The sequence below is a fragment of the Acinetobacter guerrae genome (assembly GCF_009372255.1).
Taxonomy (GTDB): domain Bacteria; phylum Pseudomonadota; class Gammaproteobacteria; order Pseudomonadales; family Moraxellaceae; genus Acinetobacter; species Acinetobacter guerrae.
The window spans coordinates 293,440-319,851 of the sequence record NZ_LXGN01000005.1 but is presented as its reverse complement, the minus strand read 5'-3'; the positions used below and the strand labels follow the sequence as shown (position 1 = coordinate 319,851).

30 protein-coding genes, 1 rRNA gene and 2 pseudogenes are annotated in these 26,412 nt (G+C 39.3%); 16 read left to right on the top strand and 17 right to left on the bottom strand.

Going from position 1 to position 26,412, the window contains the following annotated elements:
* A 5S ribosomal RNA gene (gene rrf, locus A7A69_RS05370) occupies positions 1–109 on the top strand; the annotation flags it as partial.
* A 206-nt stretch (positions 110–315) separates the two neighbouring features.
* On the opposite strand, the gene A7A69_RS05365 is transcribed toward rrf, so the two are convergent.
* Positions 316–1,695 carry a dihydrolipoyl dehydrogenase gene (locus A7A69_RS05365; protein WP_152876497.1) on the bottom strand — a complete coding sequence of 460 codons (1,380 nt, stop codon included), beginning with the start codon at positions 1,693–1,695 and terminating at the stop codon, positions 316–318.
* Positions 1,696–1,846: 151 nt separating this feature from the next.
* On the opposite strand from A7A69_RS05365, the pseudogene A7A69_RS17030 reads away from it, so the two are divergent.
* Positions 1,847–1,943, top strand: a pseudogene (locus tag A7A69_RS17030) (hypothetical protein); the annotation flags it as partial.
* Positions 1,944–3,987: 2,044 nt separating this feature from the next.
* Here the strand turns inward: A7A69_RS17030 and A7A69_RS05355 are convergent.
* Entirely contained in the window at positions 3,988–4,323 is a 336-nt protein-coding gene (locus A7A69_RS05355; RefSeq protein WP_120370955.1) for a protein tyrosine phosphatase family protein, read from the bottom strand.
* 125 nt (positions 4,324–4,448) lie between these two features.
* Here A7A69_RS05355 and A7A69_RS05350 point away from each other — a divergent pair, with 125 nt between their 5' ends.
* The 4 genes from A7A69_RS05350 (at position 4,449) to A7A69_RS05335 (ending at position 6,846) form a co-directional block, all read left to right on the top strand.
* Positions 4,449–5,345: an alpha/beta hydrolase gene (locus tag A7A69_RS05350; RefSeq protein ID WP_152876495.1), complete on the top strand. Its 897-nt coding sequence runs from the start codon at positions 4,449–4,451 to the stop codon at positions 5,343–5,345.
* A gap of 1 nt (position 5,346) precedes the next feature.
* Entirely contained in the window at positions 5,347–5,784 is a 438-nt protein-coding gene (gene trxC, locus A7A69_RS05345) for a thioredoxin TrxC (protein WP_151981194.1), read from the top strand.
* Between the two features lies 1 nt (position 5,785).
* Positions 5,786–6,199, top strand: coding sequence for an acyl-CoA thioesterase (locus A7A69_RS05340; RefSeq protein ID WP_120370946.1), 414 nt, complete (start codon positions 5,786–5,788; stop codon positions 6,197–6,199).
* 164 nt (positions 6,200–6,363) lie between these two features.
* On the top strand, positions 6,364–6,846 hold the full coding sequence (locus A7A69_RS05335) for a GAF domain-containing protein (RefSeq protein WP_152876494.1): 483 nt from the start codon (positions 6,364–6,366) through the stop codon (positions 6,844–6,846).
* A 69-nt stretch (positions 6,847–6,915) separates the two neighbouring features.
* Here the strand turns inward: A7A69_RS05335 and A7A69_RS05330 are convergent, their stop codons facing one another.
* Both A7A69_RS05330 and A7A69_RS05325 read right to left on the bottom strand, forming a co-directional pair.
* Positions 6,916–7,410 (bottom strand): DUF4442 domain-containing protein, encoded by a 495-nt coding sequence (locus A7A69_RS05330; protein ID WP_120370944.1) that lies wholly within the window; start codon positions 7,408–7,410, stop codon positions 6,916–6,918.
* A 32-nt stretch (positions 7,411–7,442) separates the two neighbouring features.
* The gene (locus tag A7A69_RS05325) at positions 7,443–7,931 is read right to left on the bottom strand and encodes a YajQ family cyclic di-GMP-binding protein (RefSeq protein ID WP_151981191.1); all 489 of its coding nucleotides are present in this window, start codon (positions 7,929–7,931) and stop codon (positions 7,443–7,445) included.
* A gap of 91 nt (positions 7,932–8,022) precedes the next feature.
* Here A7A69_RS05325 and A7A69_RS05320 point away from each other — a divergent pair, with 91 nt between their 5' ends.
* Positions 8,023–8,337 (top strand): rhodanese-like domain-containing protein, encoded by a 315-nt coding sequence (locus A7A69_RS05320; RefSeq protein WP_120370942.1) that lies wholly within the window; start codon positions 8,023–8,025, stop codon positions 8,335–8,337.
* Positions 8,338–8,399: 62 nt separating this feature from the next.
* On the opposite strand, the gene mnmC is transcribed toward A7A69_RS05320, so the two are convergent.
* Genes mnmC through A7A69_RS05300 form a run of 4 tightly spaced genes read right to left on the bottom strand, consistent with a single transcriptional unit; the run spans position 8,400 to position 11,762 of the window.
* Complete coding sequence (mnmC, locus tag A7A69_RS05315) at positions 8,400–10,298, bottom strand: bifunctional tRNA (5-methylaminomethyl-2-thiouridine)(34)-methyltransferase MnmC2/FAD-dependent 5-carboxymethylaminomethyl-2-thiouridine(34) oxidoreductase MnmC1 (RefSeq protein WP_187349173.1); 1,899 nt, start codon at positions 10,296–10,298, stop codon at positions 8,400–8,402.
* 36 nt (positions 10,299–10,334) lie between these two features.
* The gene (locus tag A7A69_RS05310; protein WP_152876493.1) at positions 10,335–10,808 is read right to left on the bottom strand and encodes an SH3 domain-containing protein; all 474 of its coding nucleotides are present in this window, start codon (positions 10,806–10,808) and stop codon (positions 10,335–10,337) included.
* Positions 10,809–10,812: 4 nt separating this feature from the next.
* Positions 10,813–11,115 carry a YciI family protein gene (locus A7A69_RS05305; protein ID WP_152876492.1) on the bottom strand — a complete coding sequence of 101 codons (303 nt, stop codon included), beginning with the start codon at positions 11,113–11,115 and terminating at the stop codon, positions 10,813–10,815.
* Between the two features lie 32 nt (positions 11,116–11,147).
* Complete coding sequence (locus tag A7A69_RS05300; RefSeq protein WP_151981187.1) at positions 11,148–11,762, bottom strand: septation protein IspZ; 615 nt, start codon at positions 11,760–11,762, stop codon at positions 11,148–11,150.
* Between the two features lie 44 nt (positions 11,763–11,806).
* On the opposite strand from A7A69_RS05300, the gene A7A69_RS05295 reads away from it, so the two are divergent.
* A complete protein-coding gene (locus tag A7A69_RS05295; RefSeq protein ID WP_152876491.1) occupies positions 11,807–12,664 on the top strand; it encodes a PHP domain-containing protein in 858 nt (285 codons plus the stop codon).
* A 12-nt stretch (positions 12,665–12,676) separates the two neighbouring features.
* On the opposite strand, the gene A7A69_RS05290 is transcribed toward A7A69_RS05295, so the two are convergent.
* Both A7A69_RS05290 and radC read right to left on the bottom strand, forming a co-directional pair.
* Entirely contained in the window at positions 12,677–13,588 is a 912-nt protein-coding gene (locus tag A7A69_RS05290; RefSeq protein WP_120370936.1) for a bestrophin family protein, read from the bottom strand.
* Between the two features lie 74 nt (positions 13,589–13,662).
* The gene (gene radC / locus A7A69_RS05285) at positions 13,663–14,364 is read right to left on the bottom strand and encodes a RadC family protein (RefSeq protein WP_151981185.1); all 702 of its coding nucleotides are present in this window, start codon (positions 14,362–14,364) and stop codon (positions 13,663–13,665) included.
* A gap of 115 nt (positions 14,365–14,479) precedes the next feature.
* Between radC and coaBC the strand changes: the two genes are divergently transcribed.
* Positions 14,480–15,736 (top strand): bifunctional phosphopantothenoylcysteine decarboxylase/phosphopantothenate--cysteine ligase CoaBC, encoded by a 1,257-nt coding sequence (gene coaBC / locus A7A69_RS05280; protein ID WP_187349172.1) that lies wholly within the window; start codon positions 14,480–14,482, stop codon positions 15,734–15,736.
* A 119-nt stretch (positions 15,737–15,855) separates the two neighbouring features.
* A complete protein-coding gene (gene cybC, locus A7A69_RS05275) occupies positions 15,856–16,242 on the top strand; it encodes a cytochrome b562 (RefSeq protein ID WP_152876489.1) in 387 nt (128 codons plus the stop codon).
* Between the two features lie 59 nt (positions 16,243–16,301).
* On the opposite strand, the gene secB is transcribed toward cybC, so the two are convergent.
* From secB to rsgA, 4 genes are all read right to left on the bottom strand, one after another.
* Entirely contained in the window at positions 16,302–16,760 is a 459-nt protein-coding gene (secB, locus tag A7A69_RS05270; RefSeq protein WP_120370932.1) for a protein-export chaperone SecB, read from the bottom strand.
* A gap of 28 nt (positions 16,761–16,788) precedes the next feature.
* The gene (gene grxC / locus A7A69_RS05265; protein WP_151981182.1) at positions 16,789–17,046 is read right to left on the bottom strand and encodes a glutaredoxin 3; all 258 of its coding nucleotides are present in this window, start codon (positions 17,044–17,046) and stop codon (positions 16,789–16,791) included.
* Positions 17,047–17,056: 10 nt separating this feature from the next.
* Positions 17,057–17,473 carry a rhodanese-like domain-containing protein gene (locus A7A69_RS05260; protein ID WP_120370930.1) on the bottom strand — a complete coding sequence of 139 codons (417 nt, stop codon included), beginning with the start codon at positions 17,471–17,473 and terminating at the stop codon, positions 17,057–17,059.
* Between the two features lie 92 nt (positions 17,474–17,565).
* On the bottom strand, positions 17,566–18,624 hold the full coding sequence (rsgA, locus tag A7A69_RS05255; protein ID WP_152876488.1) for a ribosome small subunit-dependent GTPase A: 1,059 nt from the start codon (positions 18,622–18,624) through the stop codon (positions 17,566–17,568).
* Between the two features lie 121 nt (positions 18,625–18,745).
* Between rsgA and orn the strand changes: the two genes are divergently transcribed.
* The 3 genes from orn (at position 18,746) to A7A69_RS05240 (ending at position 21,147) form a co-directional block, all read left to right on the top strand.
* A complete protein-coding gene (gene orn, locus A7A69_RS05250) occupies positions 18,746–19,297 on the top strand; it encodes an oligoribonuclease (RefSeq protein ID WP_120370928.1) in 552 nt (183 codons plus the stop codon).
* A gap of 168 nt (positions 19,298–19,465) precedes the next feature.
* Entirely contained in the window at positions 19,466–20,197 is a 732-nt protein-coding gene (locus A7A69_RS05245) for a Bax inhibitor-1/YccA family protein (protein WP_152876487.1), read from the top strand.
* 146 nt (positions 20,198–20,343) lie between these two features.
* Positions 20,344–21,147 carry an enoyl-ACP reductase FabI gene (locus tag A7A69_RS05240; protein ID WP_152876486.1) on the top strand — a complete coding sequence of 268 codons (804 nt, stop codon included), beginning with the start codon at positions 20,344–20,346 and terminating at the stop codon, positions 21,145–21,147.
* A gap of 75 nt (positions 21,148–21,222) precedes the next feature.
* On the opposite strand, the gene A7A69_RS05235 is transcribed toward A7A69_RS05240, so the two are convergent.
* Together A7A69_RS05235 and trhA are read right to left on the bottom strand one after the other, a co-directional pair.
* The gene (locus A7A69_RS05235) at positions 21,223–22,539 is read right to left on the bottom strand and encodes an MFS transporter (protein WP_151981179.1); all 1,317 of its coding nucleotides are present in this window, start codon (positions 22,537–22,539) and stop codon (positions 21,223–21,225) included.
* 148 nt (positions 22,540–22,687) lie between these two features.
* Positions 22,688–23,328: pseudogene (trhA, locus tag A7A69_RS05230) on the bottom strand (PAQR family membrane homeostasis protein TrhA).
* Between the two features lie 102 nt (positions 23,329–23,430).
* Here trhA and A7A69_RS05225 point away from each other — a divergent pair.
* The 3 genes from A7A69_RS05225 to A7A69_RS05215 are packed head-to-tail and all read left to right on the top strand — an operon-like array spanning position 23,431 to position 25,530.
* Positions 23,431–24,657, top strand: coding sequence for a class I SAM-dependent methyltransferase (locus A7A69_RS05225; protein WP_152876485.1), 1,227 nt, complete (start codon positions 23,431–23,433; stop codon positions 24,655–24,657).
* Positions 24,658–25,095, top strand: a complete 438-nt coding sequence (locus tag A7A69_RS05220) for a GNAT family N-acetyltransferase (protein ID WP_152876484.1) — start codon at positions 24,658–24,660, stop codon at positions 25,093–25,095. It abuts the gene before it with no gap.
* A gap of 57 nt (positions 25,096–25,152) precedes the next feature.
* On the top strand, positions 25,153–25,530 hold the full coding sequence (locus A7A69_RS05215) for a glyoxalase superfamily protein (RefSeq protein ID WP_152876483.1): 378 nt from the start codon (positions 25,153–25,155) through the stop codon (positions 25,528–25,530).
* Positions 25,531–25,542: 12 nt separating this feature from the next.
* Here A7A69_RS05215 and A7A69_RS05210 read toward each other — a convergent pair whose 3' ends face one another.
* Positions 25,543–26,412, bottom strand: a complete 870-nt coding sequence (locus A7A69_RS05210) for a patatin-like phospholipase family protein (RefSeq protein ID WP_120370921.1) — start codon at positions 26,410–26,412, stop codon at positions 25,543–25,545.

Genomic DNA, 26,412 nt, shown 5'->3' with positions numbered 1-26,412 from the left:
GACAATAGCAAGAGTGAACCACCTGATCCCTTCCCGAACTCAGAAGTGAAACCTCTTCGCGCTGATGGTAGTGTGGCCTTGGCCATGTGAGAGTAAGTCATCGCCAGCTTTTAAATCTAAAGCACCCTAATCTTTAAACAGGTTAGGGTGCTTTTTTTTGCTCGGTGGGATTGAAAATGTTCAAGCTGTAATTAAAAAAGAAAATTGATATTACTCTTTAGACAATCTTGAACTATGTATCGCATAGTTCTTTTATAATCGCTTTCAACGGATTAAAACAATTTATATCCTCATGATGGTATTTAAATTAATAGACTATATTGAACTTAATTGACGACGTGCATGCTTAAGTGCACTTCTGAGACCTTCTTCAAGTGTTGGATGATAAAATGGCTGTTCTAAAATTTCATCTAGTGTGATTTCTTGTTGAATCATCCAGCACAGTAAATGTGCTAAATGTTCTGCTGAATTTACAAATAATTCTGCACCAAGTAATTTCCGTGTTTTTTTATCGATATAAACTTCAGCCCCACCGATATTCTTACCTAAGGCTAAAGCACGACCTTGTTTCTCATAAGAAGAAAAACCTGTTATAAAATCAATATTTTGCTCGTAAAGTTGTTTATAACTTTGTCCAGCAATCGCCATTTCTGGTGAGCAAAAGACAATACCTAAAGAGGTTAAGTTTTTTACGCTTTCAATTTTAGGGTAGTTTAAACAGTTACTTACTAATTTTCGGCCTTCATTTGCTGCCTCATGTTGAAGAGGAGTATCTGTATAAGCATCACCAGCAATAAATATAGGTAAATTTAATAGTTGTTTCGTTTGTGGGTGAATAGGGAGTTTTTTTATATCAGAAAATTGTGAATCAATTTTATCAAGATTTAAGGCGTTTAATAAACTCGAACGACCCGTTGCATTGAGTAAATAATCAAACATTTCTGTTTGTTGTTCTCCATCATGTTTAAAATTTAACTCAACTTGGCTGTCAATCAAATTTACAGAAATAGGTAATGTTTCAAAATAGATATTTAACTCTTTTGAAAGTTGATGTTGAGCTAACGCCTGTAAAGCAGGGCTACTTAAGATACCAATTCGTTTACTACGCGCAAAGATAGTGGTTTTAACACCGAGTCTTGAAAAGGCTTGGGCTAACTCGATTGCAATAACTCCACTTCCAATAACTGCTAAAGAGGATGGAAGTTTTTTAAGCTCAAATATTTCATCTGATGTTATAAATTTTTCTTTTAGAATATCTTTCCATTCCTGATTGACTACAGGCTTTGAACCTACTGCAAGTATGAAAGATTTAGCTTGGTAATGTTTTCCATCGACTTCAACCGTCTTAGAATTGATAAAAGTTGCTTTGCCAGATAATCGATGTTGTTTTGGCCAACTTTGTACATCTTTAATGGTTGCTGTAGTGAAACGATCTCTTAATGCCTGAACATGTGACATTACATGAGTGGTGTCAAATGATGATTCAGTCGAAATGCCAACCTGAGTAATATTTTGACTATCAAACATACGGTTGGCAGATGAGATAAGTATCTTGCTTGGCATACAGCCAACTCGTGCGCAAGTAGTATCCCATGGACCATCATTAATCACTAAAATATTCTGAGTATATTTAACTGCTGCTTTATATGCACTGATACCTGCTGTACCTGCACCGATGATAATGAGATCGTACATATTTTCCTTTTCATGAAAAAATGGTAATTACATTACACTACATAAGATAATTAATATTTACATAAATGAAAGGATATGCTTTCATTCACACTGAATAAATACAAAATATCTTATTCCATTTTGGGATGGATTGGGGAATTAAGGAAGTGTTATGAATAAGAAACAACTTACAATGAAGTTGTCCGCTATCGCTGTATCAATTCTGTTAGCGAGTTGTGGTGGGGGAGGTGGCGGTTATTATGGTGATAACGCCTCTGGTAATAGCTCTAACGGTGGTAGTACGACTGTGTCGACAGTCAATGTTAGTGCTATTTCTTTAACAGATTCTAACGGTAATGCGGTTACTTCAATATCGAGTCAGGGTGCAACTGCGCAAGTAACTGTTAAAGACGGAAGCGGAAAAGCTATTAGTGGGGCGGTGGTCACTTTCACGGGTGAAAATATGACCTTTGGTACATCAAATGCTACAACGCTTACAAATGCAGAAGGTGTAGCTACAATTTCTGTTTTACCTACGAATTCTACTGTAACAGGCGTTTATGCATTATCAGCCTCTGCTAGTTATAACAACACAAATTCCACAGCATCAACTTTAAATATCGTTTTTTCAAAACAAGATATTGTAATTGCAAACATACTTGCTGCAAGTTCTACACTAGAATCTGGAGGATCTACATTAGTTAGTTTAGTTACTCAGGACTCTAAAGGAGATTATCAGAATAATGTTGCTGTGAATTTTACTGCTGATTGTGGCAGTTTTAGCAGCAGTAGTATCACTTCATCTAATCAGGGTAATGTTGCTACAACATACTATGCCTTTGATTCAAATGGCAATCTTTGTGATGGTAATCAGAAAATTATAGCAACAACATCAACGGGCACATCAAATAGTACGTCTGTATCCATTGCTCAAGCAATAGCAACGTCTGTTGTCTATACTACAAAAGATGCTGTTCAATTAGGTATTAATTCAAGTGGCTCTTCATCATCTGGCCAAATTGAATTTACTGTTTATTCGAATGGTACAGTTCTTAAAAATCAAAATATTACACTTAGTCTTGAAAAAGCTCCTACAGATTTGAGTTTTATTAGTTTAGGCAATCGCACTACACAAAACGTAAAAAGTGATAGCTCAGGTAAAGTAACAGTAACTCTTTATCCTGGAAATCTTCCTGGGCCTGTAGAGATTAAGGCGAGCCTACCAAATGGTTTAAGTGCATTATCTAAAAATGTAACAGTGACCACAGGACGAGCGACCCAAAATAGTTTTAGTTTATCAACAAGTAAACAGTCTTTACAAACCGATAAAGACGGAGATACAGCTACAATTACAGCGATGTTAGCTGATAGAAACTCAAATAGTGTTCCCGATGGAACAGTAGTTAACTTTGTTGCAGAAGGTGGCAAAGTTGATGGAAGTTGTAAAACAGTTGATGGTCAATGTAGTGTTACTTTGAGAACGCAGAATCCTCGACCTTCGAATGGTCGTGTCACTGTACTTGCTTATGTTGAAGGGGATAAGTCATATCTCGATAAAGATGGCGATGGTGTTTATACTCCAGTAAGTGCAGGTGGTACTGATACGCTTGTTAGCAATATTGGTAATTTTTTCCGCGATGACAATGAAAATGCTAGTTATGATAGCAGCACTGGAGAATTTCTATATAAGCGTGTTGCCTCACCATACAGTACGAATACTTGTGCAATTTCGACAGTTGAGCAACCAAATATTGCTTATACTTGTGATGATCAATTGGCAACAACTTTACGTAAGCAAATGATCTTTTCTTTTGCCTCTGATACCCCAACTTTCGTTGCAAATTCTGGTATCAATGGTGCTACTGTTAGTGATAATTTTGAATTCCAATTATTTGGAAATAGTATGTTAACTGTACCAATGCCTTCAGGAACCTCAATCAGCGTTACTACAAAAGATAATACAGACGGTAATAATTTATCGTGTTCAGCTGAAATTATTAGTGGTAGTAATCCTGTACCTACCGTTTTAGATTTGATGGCACCATCAACATTTAGTAGCAGCAGTATCACTAAATATAAAGTTCAACTCACGGGTTGTGCTGCGAGTGATAATATTCTTGTGGCAGTAGCAGCGCCTAATAAAACGACAACATTCAGATTTACTCGATAATAAAATTTATATAAAAAAACAGCGCTTCGGCGCTGTTTTTTTATATCCCAGTTCCCACCATCACACTTGCTGTGGGGCGTACATTCACAGTACTACAAGCAGTGAACGTCATACAGAAGCACATCAGGCTAAAACATAAAACCTTAGTCATCCAATAAGTCCATTTGTTTAGCCAACTGATATAAATTATTCGAACGATTGCCTGTACGACAGAACATTAAAATCGGTTTAGGTAATTCATTATAATGGTTGGCAAAATTACGCACATCTAATTCGGTGATTTGACCCGCAACGACAGGTTGATACACATAGTCGAGTCCAACATTACGCGCAGCTTCTTCTATTTGTGCACTGGTCGGTTGGTCTGGGCCACCTTCTAGATCAGGCCGGTTGTTAATGATGGATTTAAAGCCTTTTTCGACCACTTGTTCGACATGTTCTGGGCCAATTTGACCTGCAAAACCAACATTATCCGTCATTTCGTCACTCCAAAATTTAAAAAAACGTTTATGCTGTATCATAGCACTAAGCACCATGTCAGATTAAAGGGTGCTTTTAAAATTTATAACTGCCGATAACCAAAATATAACGCATTGGAGCGCGTATGCCTGCTTATACAGTTGAGCCGCTGTATGTCCCAATTGGTCAAGAGACCATTGCTGCTGACTTTTATCGCCCAAAAGCAGACAGAAAACCTGCCGTGATCATCATGGCACATGAATTTGCCGCATTACGCCAGTTTAAATTGATTCAATACGCCCAAAAATTTGCTCAGGCGGGTTATGCTGTGGTGCTATTTGATTATCGCTATTGGGGGGGAAGTACAGGAAAGCCCAGAGAACTTATTTCACTCAAAGATCAGATCGAAGACTGGAAAACAGTTATTCAGCATATAAGTAGCTGTAAATGGGTAGATCAGCGACGTATTGTACTTTGGGGAACAGGTCTAAGTGGTGGCTATGTACTTAATCTTGCCAGTGAATTAAAAAATATTTCTTCAATTATGGTACAAGTGCCCTTTGTTGATGGGGCTGAAACCGCCAAAATTTACCCTATTCAGCAATTACCTAAAGCACTGAAATTATCCAGTCAGGACTACATGGGATCAAAGGTAGGATTAAATCCACGAACCTTGCCCGTTGTTGCACAACAACAACTTTCCTTTTTTCCAACCAGTGATAGCTATCAAGGCTACTTATCGATCGTAAATCCTGATTATTATTGGAGTGGCGAAGTTCCAGCTCGTGCATTATTTCAGCTTATTCGTTACCGCCCGATTCAGAATGTGCGTGATATTAGTATCCCAGTTTTATTCATTGTGGCGAAACAGGATAGTCTAGTTCCTATCGATTCCAGTCGGGAAGCTGCGACCAATATTGCACCGTTTGTGACGTATCATGAATGGGATATGTATCATTTTGATATTTATCATGGCAAATGGTTTGAAAAAGCAGTGGCAACCCAATTAGAATTTTTACATCAACATACTGGAGTGGCGTAATATGATTATCGTTTGTCCAAGCTGCAGTGCTAAAAATCGGGTAGCAGAAGAAAAATTAAATGCAGACCCTAAGTGTGGTCAGTGTCATGCAGCACTGATTCCACTCGCGCCAATTGAGCTGAATGAGCAGAACTTCAGTCATTATGTAAGCAATAGTGATTTGCCAATATTGATTGATTTATGGGCGGACTGGTGTGGTCCATGCAAAATGATGGCACCACATTTTGCACAAGTTGCAGCCAATAATCCAAATGTGATTTTTGCTAAAATTGACACGGAGGCTTCACCACGTTTAAGTCAGGCTTTTCATGTTCGTAGTATTCCAACGCTTGTTTTGATGAATAAAACCAACGAAATTGGTAGAATAAGTGGCGCGCTTCGATCTAGCGAGTTACAGCAGTGGCTAGATCAGCAATTACAAGCCCAAGCCCGGAGTTAATGTGTCAGAATCTCTCAAAAAGCCTGAAGGAACTTTATCCCTTCAAACCATTGCAATGCCTGCCGATACCAACTGGAGTGGTGATGTTTTTGGCGGTTGGATTGTTTCACAAATGGATTTGGCTGGCGCAATTCATGCGGAACGTTTTAGTAAAGGGCGTTGTGCAACAATATCAATTAATCAAATGACTTTTCTTGTGCCCGTTAAAGTCGGAGATGTGATTAGTTGTTATACCAAGATTTTAAAAGTGGGGAATACTTCAATTCAGATCCAGATTGAAGTTTGGGATAGTCACGATGAATCTCGTCAACCTAAACAAGTCACTGAGGGAATTTTTACCTTTGTGGCGGTAGATGTTAAAGGTAATAAACGTCAAATTCCTGAAGAACTTAAGCAGAAATTTTTGGCTGATTAAATAACCTTGATGCTATTTATTTTGGAAAAGAGTTCAGTATTGATGCTGAACTTTTTTTATGTACTTTAATTTGCGTTAAAAACATTCAACTATTTACTTTTCACATAAATTGATAAAACCAATGAGATTTCATCCGATACAATGTTTTGATTTGGATAAGTCACATGGCAGAAGAGCTATCATTACAACAAGGCAATAAAGCAGAACAGTATCAAGGTCTCATCCCACAGATTCAAGCGATTGTTGCAGATGAAAATGATGTGATTGCCAATCTCGCGAATGTCTGTGCTGCGCTCAAACAACAATTTAACTGGTTTTGGATAGGCTTTTATCTGGTGAAAGAAAATGAATTAGTTCTAGGGCCGTTTCAGGGACCAATTGCCTGTACACGTATTGCCAAAGGACGTGGTGTTTGTGGAACTGCATGGCAGCAGCAGCAAGTCCTAATTGTACCAGATGTAGAGCAATTTCCAGGACATATTGCTTGCAGCTCTGACTCAAAATCTGAAATTGTTTTACCTGTCATGAAGCAGGGTAAATGTGTTGCAGTATTAGATATTGACAGTGATATATTAGATCGCTTTGATGAAGTAGATGCTCAGTATTTAAAACAAGTGGTTGGTATTGTAGAGCAGTTTATTGAATGATCTAGGTAATCGCTCAAAAAATCAAAAAGCCCAAACATAGGTTTGGGCTTTAGTTGTTACACAGATGAGCTATTTAGGACGTTTCGGTAACCATGCCCAGAGCATTTCACAATGAATTGGCTCATTGGAACCATCATCGATCACTGTGACAGGAACTAATAATTCGCCCTTTTCGTGATCTGCAATAAATTTTTGTTGTTCAGGTGATAAAGTGGCTGTAGCAGTTAAACCGCCTTGCACTACTTTTAAATAATCGACGTGTAATGATTTAATGAGCAAAATTCGATTATCAGGTACGTGTAGCCCTGTTAAAAAACCTGTTGCAGTTTCAGCGAGTAACGCCATTGCAGCGGCATGTACACCTTTAATATGATTTTGCATATTACGCTGATTTTCTATACGTACGATAACGTGATCCTGTTCAACTTCCAGATAACGAATATTGGCTGTCCCGACCATCGGTACAACACGGCCAAAGGCTTTACTCCAGAGCGTACTACGAATACTTTTCGGAAATTTTGACGTGGCTTTCACCAGTTTTGATAAGCGATTGGTCTGTGACATAGTGCATCCTGTATAAAAAACAGCGCTTAAATTTAATCTTTAAAGTTATTAAACTGCAATGGAAGTCCAAATTGCTGCTCACGTAAAAAATTCATGACCTGTTGTAAAGTGTCACGTTTTTTATCCGTCACGCGAATTTTGTCTCCCTGAATAGAAGATTGCGCCTTGATGCCACTTTCTTTAATGGCTTTATTAATTTTTTTTGCGGTATCTGAGTCAAGTCCATCTTTTAGTTTTACCACTTGTACCACGTGTTTCCCAGAAGCAGATGCTTTTTGAGGGTCAAGGGCTTGAACATCAATTTTACGTTTATAAAAGTGGTTTTCCAACATGTTATAGACTTGTTCACACTGGAAATCACTTTCTGTGCTAATTTTGATCTCTTTAGATTTTTCATTCAGTTCAATAGAGACATCCTGTCCACGGAAATCGAAACGTGTCGCGATTTCTTTTTGGGTATTTTGAACCGCATGATTAACTTCAAATAACTCTAATTCAGAAACAATATCGAAAGATGGCATCGTCTAGACCTTTGCAAAGTGAAAGAATATCTGAGATGCTAGGGATGTTTTCTTCATTTGCCAAGTGTTGTTTACATCAAAGGAGTGCGCAATGATCCGTAAACAAGAAATTACGACATTTGAGTTCCCAGAAAATGCCATTATCTGGGATGTCCGTGACGCGAAATCATATGCTGAAGGGCATGTTAAAGGCGCGATAAATCAGCCAATTAATGATTTAAAAGCCGACAGTCTGACTCAGGTGGCTGCGGATCAGCCAATTTATATTTTATGTGGTGGTGGTAGTAAAGCACCGCGAGCAGCTGAATTGTTGGACGGTTTAGATGCTGGACGGGAGTACGTGATCCTAATGGGTGGAACTCGCGCTGCTAAGGATGCAGGTTTGCCTTTAGAACATGGCAATTAATAAGAAAGCGCCTTCGGGCGCTTTTTTATGATGATATGGTTCTAAATGTTGTGATGAATGGGTTATGAAGAAGACCGTGATGATTCATTAAGCAAAGGGCTTGTCGCATTATAATAAGGCTCCTTGCTTTTGATTTTTTTGAAGAAACGACGCGGATTAAGCTTTTGCAATAAAGTAGTCGGTACTGGGCAAGCTTCATTTAACATCAGTGCAGTCAATACCTCACTACACAGTGGCGCAAATAAAAAACCCTTAGAACCTAAACCTGTAAAAGTAAATATTTTGGATTTTTCTTGTAGCTGACCGACTAAAGGAAAATAATCGGCACTTTGCGCACGGATTGAAGCACGTCCTTGCCAATGTTGAAGATCAGGTAATTGTCCTGCATATTCGGGAAACACGCTGTGGATTAAATTGAAGTTATGCACATGATCTTCTGCTAGCACATCGTCATCATCCCGATTTGGATAAAAAGATGCACCTAAAATTAAATGTTCAGGATCAAGTTGCATGCAATAGCCGCCATAGCTATAAGCCTGATCCATTTTGAGAGGGTGTGTTGCATTGTTGAGCCAACTGACTTGTCCACGGATCGGTTTGAGCGAAGGATAATGTTCAAACAGCATTTCACTTGCTCTAGCACAACAAACAACGACTTGATCAGCCTGCATTAAACAATCTTGATCCTGCATGAGTTGAACCATCGATTCAGTTTCGATCAATTGGGTAACTTTGGCGATTTTAAGATCAATATTTGTATGTTGCAGAATTTGATCGCGCAGTTGATGTGGAGAAACTGCACCTGCCTGCGTTAATTTTAAACTTGAATAGATCGTGCCCATGGCGTTTTGATTAGACATTTGTTGTTGTAAAACGCCTTTTGGATATTGAACTGCAAGACCAAGTAAATCTTCTGGTTTCTTTTGTGCGAGTTGATTGACCTGAATCGCACGGAAGGCATCAAATTTTGGATAAAAATTTAAAGCATACTGCCATGTCAGCGTCATTAAATGCTCATGCGCCTGTTCAATCGGACACAGTTTAGGGTTGAGTAATGCCAAAGGATTACCCGATGCACCTGAAAGTGGCTTATTTTGCTCATAAATCGTGATTTGATGCCCGCGTTGAGCAAGAGTCCATGCAATACTTAAACCTGCGATTCCTGCGCCAATAATCGCAATCTGTTGCTGTTTAAAGTATTGTTCAGGCTGATCTATTTCCTTTTCTGTTTCTGTCCAGATTGCTTTGAGCATTTCACGCTTGTAACCAAACCCTTTGGGTCTGGAAATTGTAATACCATGCTTTTTAAGACCGCGTTTGAGTACCCCTGCAACGCTAAACGATGCAAATGTTGTCCCAATGTCTGAAAGTCGAACAATATGATTTAAAACATTATCTTCCCAAAGTTCAGGATTACATGAAGGCGCAAAACCATCCAGAAACCATGCATCGACTGCTTTGGTTTTTTCAATTACGGGAAAAACATCGTGGGCATCCCCAAGCCATAAGTCCAGACTAAACCGTTCTTGTGGAAAGTTTAGGCGATGACAGCCCGCAATCGGTAGGGGATATTGTGCAATGAGTTGATCGGCAAGTGGTTTGAGTTCTGGCCATGCATTTAATGCACGGATCAAATCGGCTTTGCTTAAAGGGTATTTTTCAACACTAATTGCATGTAAATGGCTCTGATTATCTGAACGTACCTGTTGCCATTGTTGCCACAAAGTCAGAATGTTTAGACCCGTACCAAAGCCAGTTTCACCAACACAAAAATATTGAAATGGTTGTAATTGATTTAAACGTGTATTGAGATCATTGCCATTTAAAAACACATGTCGGGTTTCAAGTAAACCATTGGCTTTGGAGAAATAAACATCACCAAACTGTCTAGAAATGGGAATATCAATACCATCGATAGATTCCCAATCCAGTTCAGCCGTTTCAATACCAGAGCTTATCACCTGAAAAACCTTTAAAACCGATTTAAAGGAATAATCTTACCACTGGCGACGACGTTTGGTATGAATATAACTGGCGATTAGGAAACCAAGTAATACGCCAACGCCTAATGTTGCTCCGCCATACAGAAACATTTGTGCGCTGCGTTCACTTTGTAAGACTTGAACCTGAACCAGTAAATTATCATTTTTGAGTTGTAATTCCTGATTTTGAGTGAGTGCATCCAGATTGGCTTGTTCCAGTTGTTTTAGTCGTCCTTCCTGATCTTTTACCAATGCCTTGATTTTATTGTCTTGATCGGCTTTGGCTTTTGCAATTTGTTCAGCAGTTAAAGGTTTAGTTTCAGTATTGGGATCTGCAACAGTTGCATTATTGGCAGCGACAGTTTTTGCGGGTGTGGCTGTCACCGCTGCTACAGATGTTGTTGGCGCTGTATTAGATGCAGGTTCCACAGCCCATGCGACTGAACATAACAATGGCAATGCAAAAAGCGCTTTCGAGATAGCTGACATAGTTTTACTCTTTAGGAAACGCTTTATTGAACGGTTTGACTTCAATTTTCGCATAGATCCCTTTACGTAGAAAAGGTTCCTCTTGAAGCCATGCATCAAGTGCTTCACGACTTTCGAAGTCAACGATAATAGTACTACCATAAAAACCCGCTTGAGGGTTAGTAGGATCTTTAGGCATAGCACCCGCCACAATCAGACGACCTTCGTCATCTAGTTTTTGTAGTCGTTCAAGATGTTCTGGGCGAATGGCCAAACGTTTTTCTAAAGTTCCGTCATTGTCGGTGCAAGTGACTACAAATAATGGCATGAGTCGATCTCAGTTTTCAGTTTTGAGGTGATTTAGGCATCAGGCGATTTAAAGTATTTACGCAATACAATAAACTGAATAATGATAAAGGAAAACATGACAATCATGTCACCAAATGCTGTAAATTCACCCCAATATTTGCCATGCATAAAAATAAAGGCAAAAAAGCAATGTAATAGTGACATCACAACAAACATCGCTGCCCATGCAAAATTCAGGTTCTTCCAGCCTTGTGCGCCGAGTTCAAAAATAGGGCCAAATAAACGTTGAATAAGTGGTTTTTTATCTTTACTGAACATCGGTGAAAGTAAAAAAGCACCTGCAAAAATCAGATTTAAAATCACGGCTTTTAAACGAATATAAAAATCATCGCTGAGCATGAGGGTAATGCCACCAAAAATCACCGTCATAAACAGCACAATCCATTGCTGTTTTTCCAGACGAAATTTCTGGGTGATGAACAAACCGCCATAGATAATCAACATGGCAATAATCAGACCTGTCGTGGCGACTAAGATGTTATTATTATCGACACCGCCCGCAGAACCGATCAATTGCAATAACGGATGTTGCGTATCTTTGGGATCAACGGTTTTATATAAATAAAAGAAAATAATGAGGGGCACAAAGTCTAAAAGTGCTTTCATGTTAGAGTATCTAAACTGGATCAACGAAGTGGCATAGTATAAAGATGCAAGGCATAGATTTACATACACATAGCAATATTTCTGATGGAACTTTGTCACCAGATGCATTGGTCAAATCGGCAGTTGAGTGTGGTATTCGTATGTTGGCTTTGACTGATCACGATACAATGGATGGGGTGGAACTTGTTAGAAAAACTGCTCAAGATCATGATATTCAAATCATTTCTGGTGTAGAAATATCCAGTCAATGGTCACGCCCAGCCACCAAAAAGAGTTATGGCGTGCATATTGTAGCACTGGATATGCAACAACCAGAGCCACTACTAGATGCACTTGCGATACAAAAAAAGATTCGTGCTGAACGTGCCAAGCAGATTTGTCATTTGCTTAAAAATTGTATTGGGCAGGATATTTATGAAAATGTACTGGCTCAAGTAGATGGTGAGGCAGATCGGATTACCCGAACGCATATTGCGAAGACTTTGGTTGAAAAGGCAATAGTGTCTCGTCCTCAACAGGCTTTTGATCGTTTTTTAAAAGAAGGGAAACGTGCTTTTGTAAAATTTGATGGTTTAAGTTTGGCAGATACCATTCAGATTATTCACCAAAGCGAAGGCTATGCAATATTGGCACATCCGACTCGTTATGATCTATCTGCAACCAATGTTCGTTATTTGATTGAATTATTTTCAGAATTAAAAGGTGATGCAGTTGAGTTACCCTCAAATAGTGAGCCTTTATCGACACGTGGCATGGTCGATCGAATGATTGAACAATTTGATTTGAAAGTATCCATTGGCAGCGATTTTCACGGAGACAACATGCCGTGGATTAAACTTGGGAATACCCCTGTACCTAAAGTAGGTCAGCAGGGAATTTGGGAAAGTTTTCGTTCATTTTAGTTTATAAAAAGATCAGAGCAAATTATGATCTTGTGCTTGAATCGGTGGTGGGGTCGGTCTGCCTAAAGTGCCCAATAACTCAATTTCGATGAGCCGTACCATCGAGTCTAGTGGCAGGTCATTACTTTGTGTGCCAAATGGTTCTTCAATTTCAGAGCTTAAAGCATCCAGCCCTAAAAAAGTATAGGTCAAAATTCCGACCAATAACGGTGTACCCAAACCTAAAATGGGACCAACGCTAAAAGGCAACATAAAACAAAAAAAGAAAACAGTCCGATTCAGTAAAACCGAATAAGCGAAAGGAATAGGAGTGTTGGCAATGCGGTCACAACCCGTCTGTACCAAACTGAGTTCGGTGACATAACGATTTAACTGCGTGTAAATAATATCACTGATTTCACCTTCTTTAAGCGCTTGCATCAACTCCCATTGGATCAGGCTTAATGTGTATTGTGGTGCATTATGTTGCTGATAAAGCTGAGTCAGGGCCTGTTGGCTCATTCCCGTGGTTTCTGTGAGTTCAGTGGGATGTGCGGTTTGATGACGCAGGCGATCGCGAAGGGTATTGGCAAAAACAATCACATGTTGAATGACACGTTCACGTCGCCCTTGAGGCAAAATACGACAATCCCGATCAAAATGTCGTGCATTGGCAATTAAAGCTCCCCAAAGTTTACGACCTTCCCACCAACGGTCGTAACAGGCATTATTTTTAAAGCCTAAAAAGATCGAAAGCACCACACCAATCAGAGTAAAACCGACTAAAGGTAAGTCTGGAAAATGATAAATCTGAGTATATTCAAGCCCACCAACAATTGCTGAGAGCAGCATGACTACGCCTAACGCAGGTAAAATTTTAGGTAAAATGGTTCCGCGCCAAGAAAACAGTAGTTTTATGATATCGGTTTGGTCGCGTACAATCATGGTTCAGCAGGCATTAATTTTTTACTGATCTTTACCACTTGGTTAAGCTTTGTCAATATCATTGCAGTCTGATTTTATAAATTGAGCAGTTGTTGTTCAGCAAATGAAAATGTCGCATGCTTGGCAATAATAATATGGTCAATAAGTTTAATCTCGACACATTCACAGGCATTTTTTAATTGCGCGGTCATTTCAATATCTGTAGTCGAGGGCTGAACTTCTCCAAAAGGATGATTATGTGCAATCACAATGCAACTGGCATGCTGTTGAATGGCATAACGTAAGGTCTGTTTGATCGAAACGCTACAAAAATTAGTTGAACCAAAAAACAATTTTCTAAAATGTAATTTGCGTAACTGGCTATCCAGACACAGGACTGCAAAGACTTCCTGAGCTTCACCTTGTAGTTCATAACGAAGATAGTCCAATACAAGTTGTGAAGAATCCAGATTTAGGCTGTCTTGATGAAAATAATTATTGAGATAGCGTCTGCCTAATTCTTTCACCGCCATCAACTGTGAATATTTGGTGGCGCCCATCCCGTGAAATTGACAAATTTCTTCTTGTGAAGCATCAAATACAGGATTAAGACCACCAAAATGCTGAATGAGTAGTCTTGCTAGTTCAACTGCTGAATGTTGTTTGGAACCTGAACGTAAAAAAATTGCCAACAGTTCGGCATCAGATAAACTGGTTGCCCCTTGTTCTAGTAAGCGTTCACGAGGACGTTCTTGTTGTGGCCAAGCTTTGATAGATTGTTTAATTGATTGATTCATTATAAAAGTCACTTATATCCATTGTTTTAGTTCTGATTTTTCATAACCAATGACTTGGGTATGCGCGTATTTAATGATATTGTGAGCGCCACTGCAACAGAAAGGTAAGCTGTTCGTGAGCTTTGATCTAAGTGTTATTCCTCATAAAAACATTATTTTAGCGGTTACTGGCGGCATCGCTGCTTATAAAAGTGCCATTATTGTTCGCCGTCTAAAAGATTATGGATTTAATGTTCGTGTGGTCATGACACATGGCGCACAGGCATTTATTACTCCTCTCACTTTTCAGGCACTTTCGGGTAATCCTGTACATACTGAATTGTTGGATCCTGAAGCAGAAGCGGGAATGGGGCATATCGAGTTGGCTCGTTGGGCCGATTTGGTTTTAGTTGCACCTGCAAGTTGCGATACTTTAGCTAAATTTGCGCATGGCTTAGCGGATGATTTACTGAGTACACTGTATCTTGCGACTAAAGCGCCTGTTTGGGTCGCACCTGCCATGAATCAGCAAATGTGGGCGGCAAAAGCCACGCAGCGCAATTTACAAATATTGGTAGAAGATGGTGTGCATGTGATCATGCCTGATGCAGGTTCGCAAGCTTGTGGAGATGTTGGTCTGGGGCGTATGCCTGAGCCTGAACAATTGGCTTATCAGGTGCGCGAATATTTTCATAAAGCCCAACGTGCCATCGCAGAAAAATTTGGATTATTGGCAGGTAAGCATGTGGTGATTACCGCTGGACCAACACGCGAAGCGATTGATCCTGTGCGTTATATTTCCAATCATAGTACAGGCAAAATGGGGTTTTCGCTTGCGGCGGCTTGCTATGCAGCAGGCGCGAAAGTGACCTTAATTGCAGGGCCTGTGACACTAGATACACCAAATGGGGTGCAACGTGTCAATGTTGCTTCAGCTATACAAATGTTAGATGCGAGTATGCAAACGCTAGATGAAGGTTGTGATATTTTCATCGCAACAGCTGCGGTGGCCGATTATCGTGTAGCACAAGTGGCAGATCAAAAAATTAAAAAAGCAGGCGATGAGTTGGCAGTTTCCCTGATTAAAAATCCAGATATTGTCGCGACGATTGCGCAGCAAGAACAACGCCCATTTATGGTGGGTTTTGCCGCAGAAACGCAAAATGTTGAAGAATATGCAGCAGGTAAACTGGTTGCAAAAAAACTGGATATGATTGCTTGTAACGATGTCTCACGTAAAGATATTGGTTTTGCTTCAGATGAAAATGCCATGACGGTGTTTTTTGCACAAAGCTATCATATGAAGAAACGTGAGCTTGAAAAAGCCTCTAAACAGGAAATTTCGCAGCAATTGGTCGAAGCCATTGCAGATGCTTTAAAACGTAAAATTTAAACCGCCTGTGTTTATACAGCTAAATTTGAGACAAAGCTCCAACAAAAGGCGCTTTTTCTTTTTTTGAAACTTGGTTATGTTTGAGCAGTCAAATGATTGACTAAACAGGGAATGCACCGATGAAGAAAGTATGGTTCAGTGCATTGTTTCTAAGTTGTTTTGGATTTAGCCACCTTGCGACGGCAGCCACTTTACATGACAACATGGTAACAATTGCAACTGCTTATGCAGATTTTAATAAATCGACTAATGCCAGCGATGCTAATTCTGCACTGACAAAAATGCGAATGGCTGCGCTTGATTCTAAAACATCGAAACCCAATAAATTAAAAAATCAGCCAGATAATAGCGCTGATGTTAAAGCCTATCAGGCTGGACTTGATCAATTGGTTGCCGAGATTGATAAAACGTCTGGTTTGGTCAAGGCCAATCAATTGGCTCAGGCAAAAGTTGAAGGTAAACACTTGTTAGATATTCGTAATGAAAATCATAAGAAATTTAAATGAAGCCTGACCGAATATTAGACATAAAAAAACCACCAAACGGTGGTTTTTTATTTGAGCAGTTAAGCCTGACCTTCAGCAACGGTTGCCTGAGCACGTTCCATATTGGCTTCAAACTCCGCATCAAAATTGATAGGAGTTAACAACAATTGAGGGAAGCTGCCTTTTGTAACCATATCATTGACTGCTTCGCGCAAGAATGGGAACAAAATATTTGGGCAGTAAGCGCCTAAAATGTAAGGAAGACGTTCTTCTTCAATATTTTCAATCAGGAAAATACCTGCTTGAGTAACATCTACTATAAACGCAGTCTCACCATCATTATTGGCTTGAACCACAACTTTTAATGACACTTCAAAGTGAGTTGGATCAACTTTCTCAGCAGCAGATGAAAGATTAATATTCAACTCTGGTTGCCATTGTTTAGTAAATACTTGTGCCCCAGGAACTTCAAATGAAATGTCTTTGGTATAAAGACGTTCTAAAGCGAGTTGTGGTTGAGTTTGTTGTTCTTCACTCATTCTTTTTTCCTTCACTATTTAAGCAGATTTAGGCCAGTAACGGGTCGAGTTTACCATCACGCTCTAAAGCATAAAGTTGGTCAAAACCACCAATAAACTGATCATTAATAAAAATTTGAGGCACAGTACGTTGCTTAGTGCGTTGCATCAGCTCAACACGTACTTCAGGTGCTTCATTGGACAAATTAATTTCTTTATACTCAACGCCTTTACGCTCAAGAAGCTGTTTTGCACGGACACAATACGGACACATTGTGGTCGAGTAAATCGTGATATTTGCAGACATATATTTCTCCTTAAGCTTTGGCTTTGCTTTTTACCAGTGGTAGACCTTGTGCTTTCCAGTTACTAATACCGCCATCAAGACGATAACTGTCAGCATGACCTACTTTTTGCAGGGCGCTACCTGCAACTTGACCTAAATTACAAATGAATACCAATGGGCGATCACTTGATTTTAATTCATCAACATGGCTTGTCAGTTGGCTATAAGGGATATTACGGCTACCGCTGATATGACCTTCGCGAAAATCACCCGCATCACGTAGATCGATCAATTGGGCATTTTTAGCTTTTACCAAAATCCCAAGTGATTGTGGAGAAATCTTGCGACCATTCCGTTGCCCTTCAAAAACAAAGAACAGTACGATTAAGACGGCAAGTATTCCAAACAAAAAGGGGTGATTCCCCATAAACTCTAACCAGCGTTCCACATGTCACCTAATTAAGCTCAAAATTGACGTAGAGTATAGCTCATATACATGGTGATCAAAATCACCAGTTCAAGGGTAATTTTGCGAGAAAATTAACTTTTTTGTTGTGCATCCTGAATTTCTTCATTTAAACGTAAATAACTTTCCAGACGACGCGGTAAAATTTCACCTGTTGCAACCGCAGCTTTGAGTGCACACTGTTTTTCATGGGTATGCGTGCAATTGCGAAATTGGCAATGCCCCAAATGTGCGGCAATTTCTGGAAAACCTTCACGGATTTTATCGGCATTTAAATGCCATAACCCAAATTCACGAATTCCTGGCGAGTCAATCAATGCACCATTTTGACCAAAACTGATCAAACGTGTTGAAGTCGTGGTATGTTGTCCCAAAGCAGAGTTTTCTGAAATGATATTGGTCTTCTGTTCAGCATCTGGCACGATAGCATTAATGAGTGAGCTTTTACCCACACCAGACTGCCCTACAAATGCCACTGTTTCATCATCTAAACGCTCTCGTAAGGTCGATAAATCTCCCTTGGCGTGACAGATCAGGCTTTCATAACCCAGTGCATTATATTCATCCAATAAAGTCAAAATTGGATCATTGTCTTTGAGTAAATCAGATTTATTAAGAACCAAAAGTGCAGGGATATTGGCATCTGCACAAGCCACTAAATAGCGATCAATCAGGCTAGGGGCTGGTTCTGGTAATGGGGCGAATACAATTACAATCAAACTAATATTAGCCGCTACAGGTTTGACCTTATGATAACGATCTGGACGCGTTAATAACGATTGTCGTGGGTGAATCGCAGTGATAATGCCTAAGCCTGTATTGGGATCGGCCTGCCACTTCACTCGATCTCCTGTGACTAAAAGCTCAAGATTAGTCCGCGTATGACAACGCCAGACACTCCCAATTTCAATGGGTTTCCAAAAAGGTTCTGGCTCACCTTCAGCAACGACTGGTTTTTCTGGATGGGTTTTGGGAACAGATAAAGCCTGAACTTCAAGTTGCCGACCATAATGCTGCACGACCAGACCTTCGAGATCATGAGATGTATCGATATCTTCCTGTCGCGCCTTATGCTGTTTGTCTATACGGCGTTGTTGTTGCTCGGTTAAACGACGTTTACGAATTAGAGCCATTCATTTTTAAAACCCACTGATTGAGGTGGCAAAAATAGCATGAACTGACTATGGAATTACAGCCAAGATGCAATAAATTTGCTACTATTGATGTTTTTCAAGCCTTTAAGATTTCATATTCATGAGCAGCACATTAGATACACGGTTAATCTGGATTGACCTTGAAATGACTGGTTTAGATACAGATAATGACCAGATTATTGAAGTTGCTACAATTATTACAGATGATCATTTAAATATCTTGGCAGAAGGCCCTGTTTTGGCAGTTCACCAGCCAGATCGTATTTTAAATGCTATGGATGAATGGAACACTCGCCAACATGGACAATCTGGTTTGATTGAGCGTGTGCGCCGTAGCAAGTTAACAGCTCAGGATGCAGAGCAGCAAACGCTTGAATTTCTAAAAAAATGGGTCAATCCAAAAAGCTCGCCTATGTGTGGAAACTCTATCTGTCAAGATCGTCGTTTCTTGCATCGTCTTATGCCTGAGCTTGAGCAATTTTTTCATTATCGTAACTTAGACGTTTCTAGTGTTAAAGAATTGGCTAAACGTTGGCGTCCAGAAATCATGAGCGGTTTGAAGAAAAATGCCTCGCATTTGGCGATGGATGATATTCGAGATTCGATTGTTGAACTTAAATATTATCGTGAATACTTTTTCATTAAGAACTAAAACGAAAACGACGCCTTAATTATTTTCAATTCGTCAAAAGAGTGGAGTATTACTTTTATCTCTTTTGACTAAATAAAGTTACAAAAACACATTTTTGTGACATTGGTTTTTTATAAAACGCCCTTACAATATTTATATGATTAATTTTATTAAAACAATGAGATAACTATGCAAAGTAATAACCCTATTTTAACTCGGGTTGAAACCTACAGTGACTTTAGTCAGTCTATGTCAGTCGCTGGCGCTGTACAAAAATCGATTGGATTGACGATTGTTGCTGCTATTACAGGTCTTGCCGTGTTTTTCTATTGCGCTTTTAGCTTAAATTTTGCGCTTGCTTCTGCTGCAACGTGGGTGGGGGCAATTGGTGGTCTTATTCTCGCTTTGGTTGCGACATTTAAACCCAATACAGCACCAACACTCGCGATTCCTTATGCTTTATTTGAAGGTGCATTTTTAGGTGGTATTTCGTTTATGTTTCAGGCGAAATTTCCAGGTGCGCCTTTGCAAGCTTTACTGGCAACCTTTGTAACCACACTGGTGATGTTTGGCTTGTATAAGTTTCAAATTATCCGTGCTACTGAAAAATTTAAAGCTGTAGTGATGTCTGCAACTATCGCAATTGCCATCGTATTTTTGGTACAGCTGGTCATGAGTTTGGCTTTTTCTTCTGCCATTCCTTATATTTTTGAAAGTAATTGGCTTGGAATTGGATTTGCTGCTTTTGTCGCTGTGATTGCATCGCTCAATCTGATTTTAGATTTTGATTTAATTGAATCTGCGGCTGCACAACATGCACCTAAAGCTTTTGAATGGGTTTGTGGTATTGCTTTGTTGTCTACCTTAGTCTGGATGTATATTTCGTTCTTACGTTTAATTGGTATTTTGTCGAATGACTAAAGAACTGCGTTTGAATTTTGTGTTGTTAGGAAATCGCTCCCAATAGAGCGATTTTTTTATGAAGATATAAAAAAGGTGCATTATGCAATTTCGTAAATGTCAGAAGCTTGGCATTATGCATATAAATTTTTTCAGGTGAGTTACCCATGGCACAAGGACTATTAGCTGGTAAACGTTTTTTGATTGCTGGTATTGCGAGTAAATTATCAATCGCTTTTGGTATTGCGCAAGCTTTGCATCGTGAAGGCGCAGAATTGGCATTTACCTATCCGAATGAAAAATTAAAAAAACGTGTAGATGATTTTGCCGCACAATTTGGTTCATCACTGGTATTTCCTTGTGATGTTGCTGTAGACGCTGAAATTGATAATGCTTTTGTAGAGCTGGCTAAACACTGGGATGGTCTGGATGGCGTTGTTCATTCAATTGGTTTTGCACCAGCACATACATTAGATGGTGATTTTACCGATGTAACAGATCGTGACGGTTTCCGTATTGCGCATGACATCAGTGCTTATAGCTTTGTAGCAATGGCACGTGCTGCGAAACCTTTGTTACAGGCTCGTCAGGGCTGTTTACTGACTTTGACTTATCAAGGTTCTGAACGTGTGATGCCAAATTACAACGTCATGGGAATGGCAAAAGCCTCACTTGAAGCGGGTGTGCGTTATTTAGCATCGAGTTTGGGTGCAGACGGTATTCGTGTCAATGCGATTTCAGCAGGCCCAATCCGTACTTTGGCTGCATCAGGTATTAAATCATTTCGTAAGATGTTAGATGCAAATGAAAAAATTTCTCCACTAAAACGTAATGTCACCATTGAAGAAGTTGGCAATGCTGCATTATTTCTGTGTTCACCATGGGCTTCGGGGATTACAGGTGAAATTATGTATGTTGATGCAGGTTTCAATACAGTCGGTATGAGTGCATCAATGATGGAAGAAGAATAATTTTCTTCTTATTTCTTGTAAGACAGACATTAAAAATAAAAAACCAGCAATTGCTGGTTTTTTTATTGGATTCGATTAAATCTGGTTATTTACATCGTCATTTTTAGTTTCACGGATGAGCAAAAATGCAATCAGCGATAAAATTGAAGCGGCTGTTAAATAATAACCGACTGCCTGTAAGCCATAAGTTTCAGCTAATTTGGTGGCAATTAGCGGTGCAAAAGATGCTCCTAGAATACCAGCAAGGTTAAAGGTTAATGCTGAACCTGTATAACGTACCGAAGTTGGGAATAACTCTGAAAGCACAGTTCCAATTGGGCCATAGGTTAGTCCCATAATAGACAAACCAATGCACAGGAACAAAAATACGACTAGGGTATTGCCAGATGCAAGTAGATCAGAAAAGAATAAACCAAAGATAGCAGCAGCGATACAAACCCCAATCGATGTTGCTTTACGACCAAATTTTTCAGCAAAAATAGCGGAAAGGGGAATAAATGCGGCAAAACATAAAGTCGCGAATAATTGCATTTCCAGAAATTGTCCACGTGCATAACCAAGATGGGTGGTTCCCCAGTTCAAGGCAAATACAGTGGTTAAGTAGAAAACAACAAAGGTACATACCGCACCGATAGTTCCCAGTACCAGTTGTTTGGTGTGCTTGGTGACGACTTCGGTAAATGGAATATTAACTTCTTTCTGCTTATCTAATACTTTCTGAAAAGCAGGAGTTTCATGCAATTTTAAACGGATATATAAACCGACTAACACTAAAATTGCACTGGCAATAAATGGAATACGCCATCCCCACTGCATAAATGCTTCATCTGGCATCAACGCGCCAAGCGTTAGAAATGAACCTGCCGCTAAAATAAAACCAATGGGTGCGCCAAGCTGTGGAAACATGCCATACCAAGCACGTTTACCTTCTGGGGCATTTTCAGTTGCCAAGAGTACAGCGCCACTCCATTCACCGCCTAATCCTAAGCCCTGACCCAAACGACATAATGCAAGCAATAGGGGCGCAACAATGCCAATTTGAGCGTAAGTAGGTAATAAGCCGATACAGACAGTTGAAATTCCCATTGTCAGTAAGGCAGCAACAAGAGTTGCTTTGCGGCCAATACGATCACCTAAATGTCCAAATAATGCAGCACCAATCGGGCGGGCAATAAAGGCAATCGCAAATGTGGCTAGTGACTGTAACATTGCAGCACTGCCACTACTTGCAGGGAAAAACAGATGTGGAAAAATAAGGACTGCCGCTGTGGCATAAATATAAAAGTCAAAAAACTCGATCGTTGTTCCAACGAGACTCGCAGTTAAGACACGGAATTTTGAGTTAGTGGCAACAGCGGGTGCTGTGGTTGCAGAGGTAGAGGATGACGCCATAAAGGAACCTTACACTTCGTAAAAATAAAAAAATTTGTTTTTAAAAGCGTAATCTTTTTAAAAAAGGCGTAATTTCTTAAAAAAATAACGAGAGTAGTCCAAATATTCAATACTGATCAGGGTCGCTGATAATAGTATTAAAAATAAACTAGATCACGTACCAATAGATCGCAAGGAATTGTAATCCCGCGCCCATCAATACAAAAACATGCCAGATTGCATGGGTATATCTTACCTTTTTTAGCGCATAAAACAATGCCCCGATGGTATAAGCTAAGCCGCCTGTCACTAAAAAAATGAGTGCATCTTTGCTTAAATATCGTTGCATATCATGAATAAGTAATACAGCGGCCCAACCCATCAATAAATATGCGATAAGCGAAATCTTTTGAAATCGATGTATGAAAATTAATTTGAAAAGTGTACCAATAAAAGCAATTAACCAAAGAGCAATCAGTAAGTAATGTGCTTTTGCGGTTGGAATGGCAATGCTGAGAAAGGGGGTATAAGTCCCTGCGATGAGATAGTAATAGCAGTATGATCCAGTTTTTTATACCAATGGCGTTTTTCTTTGGTTTTTGCAAAATGGTAAAGCGCAGAACTACTAAACACTAAAATCAGGCTTAAACAATATGCCCACAGCCCAATCCATTGACCGCGAGAGAGATCATGTCCTTTGATCAAGAGAAAAATAGATGCAATTATTGCTAAAACAGCACCAGCCGCATGGCTCCATGCATTGAGCTGTTCTTCCAGAGGATCATAATCAAACACAGAGCTTTGAGACATTTGGTTATAAGTTTTATTAAAAATACATTTGTATAGTAATTCAATTTTGTTTTTAAAGTAAGACGTTTTAAACTGTAGCTGCAAATAAATAAGGTTTTTACTATGTCCGCTTTGGTAATCGATTCTCCTCAAGAGCAGCAATTTATTGAATTGATACAACAAACCATTCAAAGTCAGCAATTTGAACGACTGATCTTGAGTCAATATAAAGGTGAAGAAGCGGAGCTTGAAAAAATAACTTTTCGGGTAGTGGAGTTACAGCAACAAGCTAAACTGAGTGCCTTATATCATTACAAAACTAAAGTTGTGACAAAAAATTATGAGTTAAAAGAATCACTTGATGTGATTGAGAAACTTGTACATTTATGCAAGCAAGCTAATTTATTTGCGCACAATGTTGAAGCTCAACTCAAAATGAACAAGAAGAAAGCTGTTTTGAATATTCAACAACAAACGAAACCGAGTGTGGAGCATTCGAAACCGACTCAGCAACATAATCGTGAAAAAGAGCGCTATGTTGATCAGGCCAGTCCATTTTTACAGTATTTAGGAATTACAGAGGCCAGTGGAAAAATTATTCCTGCGATGGCGCGTAAGTGGAAACAGATTAATAAATTTATTGAAATTTTTTCTCATGCTTATGATCAAATTGAGGTAAAAAAAGATCAGATTAATATTGTCGATTTTGGTTCAGGCAAGGGTTATCTGACATTTGCTTTATACGATTATTTGCAGCAGCAAACAGCGACTCAGCCTGTAGTCACAGGCGTTGAATTGCGCTCTAATCTGGTTGAGTTTTGTGAGGATGTTGCTAAACGGTCAGGTTTTCATCATCTTGATTTTTTTGAAGGGGATGTCAGAACTTATCAGACCGAGCAGCTTGATGTCATGATCGCTTTGCATGCTTGTGATATTGCAACAGATTTTGCGATTCATACAGGCATTCGTTTAAATGCTTCGATGATCATGTGCGCGCCGTGTTGTCATAAAGAATTAAGACCACAGTTGCAAAGTCCATCAGTGTTAAAACCGATGTTACAGTTTGGTATTCATGCAGGACAACAAGCTGAAATGCTGACCGATTCTTTACGTGCTTTATTACTTAAAGCGTATGGTTATGAAGTTAAGGTTTTTGAATTTGTATCACTGGAGCATACCAGTAAAAATAAAATGATTTTGGCCACAAAGCGTAAAGATATCGATCAACCTGATGCACAAATTCTGGGGCAGATTCAGGCATTAAAACAGATGTATGGGATCGAAAAACAAACACTCGAATTATTATTGAACGATCAAATTGCGATTGAGAATGTAGGATGTAAATGTTAAATGATTGAGAATGCTACGTTTAATATCGAAATAGGTGACTGGAACAGTTTACAACAAGATGCTAAATTGATTCGGGCACAGGTCTTTGTTGAGGAACAACAAATTCCTGAGACAGAAGAATGGGATGCTCATGATGCAATCTCACAGCATTTCATGATGTATCATGATGCTCAACCAATCGCCACAGCACGCTTACTGCAAAATCGAAGTATTGGTCGGGTTGCGGTTTTAAAGCCTTATCGAGGGCTAAATATTGGGAATAAGATGATGCAAGCCATTATTGATTATGCCAAACAACAAGATTTGCCTGATTTAAAATTGTCTGCACAGGTGTATGCAACAGGTTTTTATGCGCGATTAGGTTTTCAGCAACGTGGCGAAATCTATGATGACTGTGGTATTCCTCATATTGAAATGTTTTTATCTTTAAGTGAATAAACATTTGACTGAAGTTGAGGATAATTGTATTCACAATAAAAACGAGTTTGAGAAAAAATGAATCAAAACCAAAATATTATTCCAGTCTTACGTATTTTTGATGTGGAAAAAGCGAAAGACTTTTATCTTGATTTTCTGGGTTTTCAACTGGATTGGACGCATCAATTTGAAGACAACTTTCCGCTTTATATGCAAATTTCTAAAGATCAATATTGCCTGCATTTAACAGAGCATTATGGAGATTGCAGTCCAGGTGCATTGGTACGTTTACATTCAGGGAATTTAGAACAATTTGCTCAACAGCTTACAGATAAAAATGCCCGATTTGCCAAACCACAGATCGAAACTGTACCGTGGGGAAATTTGGAATTATCGATCAATGATCCATTTTTAAATCGTCTAGTGTTTTGGAAAGATCAGGCAGAAACCGCCTGATCTTTAAATCAGTTAGGGCATGGTTTTCCATTGTTCAATGGCTGCAAATCCTGTTTCTAGACCGACTTGATAGGTGTACTGTAATTTTTTTCGGTCTTTACACAGACGATTCGCCAGACCCTTTTTATCTGGTAAGCACACTTCCAGAATCTGTTTTGGATTTGGATGCGAAGGTGACTGACGTAAAAAACTGACTGAATCATTATAACGATTACAGCGTTCTTTTAGACTCAATGCAAAGCCTTGATTATTCCTGACAATATACTTTGCCAAAAACTGATCGCCTTTACTGCTGGCTTTAAAATACTGCTGTGGGCGAGTGCGAATCACCATGAGTTTGGTGACGTCTGCTTGTTGAGCTGCCCACTGCACAGGCAACGCATCTGCTACACCGCCGTCAAAATAAGGCTCACCCATAATTTGGACAGGATGACGAGTCAATACAGGAATAGTACTCGATGCACGTAAAGCATCCAGTAGATTGTCTTGACCTGCTCGTAAATATTCTGCACGACCACTGAGCGCATGAGTCAAGACCATATAAAAATCTGGATTTTGTGCAAATAGTTTCTGTTGATCAATAGGATGTTCCGCTTCCCCAATTTGCCACATCCATTCTAAATCAAGTAAATCACCGCCCTTCAAAAAGCGTTTATAACTAATAAATTCTGGACGCAAAGAATGATCAAGATAAAAATTGAGTGTACGACCTTTTTGACCTGCTAAATAATTAGCAAGATTGGTTGAACCTGATGAAACACCAACATATAGATCAAAAGGATTAAATTGTTGTTCCAGAAAGGCATCGAGGACACCTGCGGTAAAAGCACCGCGCATACCACCGCCTTCAACGATTAATGCATTACGTTGCATTTGTGACAT